The 3,970-nt window shown below is 42.3% G+C and carries 3 protein-coding genes; all 3 read left to right on the forward strand.

Translation table 11 applies throughout. From position 1 onward, the window contains the following. Positions 1-1,669, forward strand: a 1,669-nt coding sequence (locus ACEW8O_RS06940; RefSeq protein ID WP_373493894.1) for an ATP-dependent helicase, incomplete at its 5' end; no start/stop codon positions are given. A gap of 56 nt (positions 1,670-1,725) precedes the next feature. Beyond that, entirely contained in the window at positions 1,726-2,394 is a 669-nt protein-coding gene (locus tag ACEW8O_RS06945) for a DUF4290 domain-containing protein (protein ID WP_373493896.1), read from the forward strand. Beyond that, a complete protein-coding gene (gene murA / locus ACEW8O_RS06950; RefSeq protein ID WP_373493895.1) occupies positions 2,395-3,702 on the forward strand; it encodes a UDP-N-acetylglucosamine 1-carboxyvinyltransferase in 1,308 nt (435 codons plus the stop codon). Positions 3,703-3,970 lie beyond the last annotated feature (268 nt).

Raw genomic sequence — 3,970 nt, forward strand, 5'->3', positions numbered from 1 at the left:
CCTGCTCTTCAATACCAATGTGCTTTTCAGAGACCATGCGGATGTACTGAACAAATACCAACAGCGCTTCAAATATGTCATGGTGGACGAGTTTCAGGACACCAATGTCTCCCAATACCTTATCACCAAAAAACTGGCCGCTGTCCACCAAAACATCTGTGTGGTGGGAGATGATGCCCAAAGCATCTATGCTTTTCGTGGAGCCGACATACAGAACATCCTCAACTTCGAAAAAGACTATCCCGACCTTTTTGTGGTCAAACTGGAGCAGAATTACCGTTCCACCAAAAATATTGTACAGGCCGCCAACAGCATCATCGCCAAAAACAAAGCCCAACTCAAAAAAGATATCTGGACCCAAAACCATGAGGGAGATCAGATTGAACTGATCAAGGCGAGCTCGGACAATGAGGAAGGCAGGATGGTGGCCACCACTATTTTCGAAGAAAAAAACAACAAAAAACTCAACAACAGCGATTTTGCGGTTTTATACCGCACCAACTCCCAATCCAGGGCCATGGAGGAGGCTTTGAGAAAAATGAACATCACCTACAAAATCGTAGGAGGACTGTCATTTTATCAAAGGAAAGAGATCAAAGACCTGATGGCGTATATGCGCTTTACAGTTAACAGGGATGATGAGGAAGCATTTAAGCGAATTATCAATTACCCAAAAAGAGGCATTGGGGATACCACAGTTGAAAAAATGCTGGTGGCTGCTTATGATCATGATATCCCTCTTTGGGATGTGATGACCAACGCCAACAATTTCTTGAGTGGTCGGGCCGCCAATTCAGTGGATGATTTTACCACCATGATCAAAAGCTTCTCCATCGAAATGGAGAGAAAAGATGCTTTCGATGCAGCCAGTTCCATTGCCAAACAATCAGGACTGCTCCGCGAACTCTATGAGGACAAGACCATCGAAGGATTAAACCGCTATGAAAACGTACAGGAACTCCTCAATGCCATCAAAGAGTACGTGGACAATCCTGAAAATGAGGATAAAAGCTTGGGTGCTTTCTTACAGGAAATCGCCCTCTTGACAGATAATGACAGGGATAAAGATACTTCCGACGCAGTTATCTTGATGACCATACATTCTTCCAAGGGTCTGGAATTCAAGCAGGTATTTGTGGTGGGAATGGAAGAAGACCTTTTTCCTTCACAGATGATGATGCAAAGTAGGGAAGATTTGGAAGAGGAACGGAGGCTATTTTATGTTGCTTCCACCCGTGCCATGGAAAAATTATACCTGACCTATGCCACTACCCGTTATAGATTTGGTAGATTGCTGAATTGCGAACCAAGTAGGTTTTTAGAGGAAGTGGACCCCATGTGCATCCGGGTAAATAAAAAATTATCCTCCTCTATGGCAGGAGCCTTTAGAAATGAAGGCAGCGAGGGAAGGTCAGGTTTTGTGGGACTCAAAAAACCAAACGTCAGACCATTGACCACTGCAAAAGTCCATACCCCAAGTCCTGATTTTAAGCCGTCCAATACCAACAACTTGGCAGAAGGCATGAAGGTAGAGCATCAGAAATTCGGTTTTGGATCTGTCCAAAAAATTGAAATAGAAGGAATTAACAGAAAAGCAACAATACAATTCGATAATTTTGGAGAGAAAACTTTATTACTTAGCTTTGCAAAGCTTCGAATAATCGAATAATTAATCCCCATTAAAAAGATTTTTGTATTTTAACAATTTAAGAAATGGGAGAACAAATGAATACAGGAGAGACAAATAAGCACTCAGTAATTTTGAAAGAATACGGAAAAAACATTCAAAGGCTAGCTATTCACATAGCCGAAATGGAAGACAGGGAAAAACGCACTCAAAGTGCTTACCTTTTGGTGGAGATGGTCAAACAGCTCAACCCATTAATGAAAACAGAAAATGACCAGAAAATTTGGGATGATCTGCATATCATGTCCAATTTTACCTTGGATGTGGACGGGCCTTACCCAAAGCCTGAAGAAGAGCTACTTTTCAAAAAACCAAAAAGTGTCGGGTATCCCAAAGGTGAGATCAAATTCAAACACTACGGTAGAAATATTGAGAAGCTCATAGAAAAGGCTGTCGAAATAGAAGATGATGAGGAGCAGGAAGGCGCCATCATCTATATTGGACAGTTGATGAGAAGCTTTCATTCCACCTGGAACCGTGAGAATTTTGACGATGGGATCATCTTGGACGATATCAAAACCCTTTCCAAAGGCAAACTGCACATAGACCTTGAAAAGGTAAGGGAAATGGGACTTTTCGAAACCAACACCAGAAGGGATTTTAAATTGCCATCTGAACCTGAACCATCTTCTGCCAATCAAAACAGAAGGAAATTTAATGGAAACGACAGAAGAAGAAACGGCGGCCACTCCAAAAAACGTAGATAAATGTCTTCATTCAGAGTAAAAGGAGGCCTAAAGCTCAAAGGGGAAATCACACCTCAGGGAGCCAAAAACGAGGCCTTACAAATTCTTTGCGCGGTACTTTTAACCTCCGGCAAAGTTACCATCCACAAAGTCCCAAATATCCGTGATGTCAACAAGTTGATTGAGTTATTGGCTGACATGGGCGTGAAAGTGAATAAAATCGGTCACGAATCCTATACTTTTCAAGCCGATCAGATCAACCTCCAATACCTGGATACAGATGATTTTTTGACCAAAGCTTCTTCATTAAGAGGTTCTGTGATGATTCTAGGGCCATTATTGGCAAGATTCGGTACAGGGAGACTTTCCAAGCCGGGAGGGGATAAAATCGGACGAAGGAGAATGGACACCCATTTTACCGGATTCCAAAAATTGGGTGCCGAATTCCATTACGACAAGAAAAAGGAGATTTACCATATTGATGGTAAAAACCTGAAGGGAGCCTATATGCTCCTGGACGAAGCCTCAGTAACGGGAACTGCAAACATCGTCATGGCAGCAGTGATGGCAGAGGGCAAAACCACCATTTACAATGCAGCTTGTGAGCCTTACCTACAGCAACTTTGTGACATGCTGAATCGCATGGGTGCGAAAATCACCGGAATAGGTTCCAACCTTTTGAACATTGAAGGTGTGAAATCATTGAAAGGTACCGAACATACGCTGTTGCCTGATATGATTGAAATCGGATCCTTTATTGGCCTTGCGGCCATGACCCAATCCGAAATCACCATCAAAGATGCACAAATCCATAGGCTTGGAGTAATCCCGGATACCTTCAGAAGAATGGGCATCAAATTGGAATTCAGGGGAGATGATATCTTTATCCCTGCCCAAAAACATTATGAAATAGAAACTTTTATAGACGGTTCGATCCTGACCGTTGCAGATGCCATTTGGCCGGGCTTTACCCCTGACCTTTTGAGCATCGTATTGGTGACTGCTACACAAGCCAAAGGCACAGTTTTGGTACATCAGAAGATGTTCGAAAGCCGTCTGTTCTTTGTGGATAAGCTGATTGATATGGGTGCGCAGATCATCCTTTGTGACCCGCACCGTGCAACAGTGATCGGATTGGACAGGAAATATTCCCTCAGGGGTATCCGGATGACTTCTCCTGATATCAGAGCTGGGGTTTCCTTGCTGATCGCCGCACTTTCGGCAGAAGGGACTTCGGTTATTGACAATATAGAGCAGATCGACCGGGGATATCAATATATAGACCAAAGGTTGAATGCATTGGGGGCGGATATCGTAAGGGTGGATTGAGGATTTTAGATTGTAGATTGTAGATTTTAGATTCGATGAAGAAAAGTGGGATTTTGAAATTGGAAAATTGGCAAAATTGGAAGATTGAAAAATTGTCCAGAATTTCGGGTTTCTACTAAGGTATAAGATCTCTTAATTGATCGTGTAATACCAAATTTCTACAACTCACTATCGGGTAAATCTCAGTATCTTTGTTGGAGTAGTTTAAATTTCACTTCCCTGTATAATGATTGTCCGCAGAAACCTCACTTTTAAATTAATTTTTTAT

The sequence above is a fragment of the Aquiflexum sp. genome, assembly GCF_041749095.1.
Lineage (GTDB): Bacteria > Bacteroidota > Bacteroidia > Cytophagales > Cyclobacteriaceae > Aquiflexum.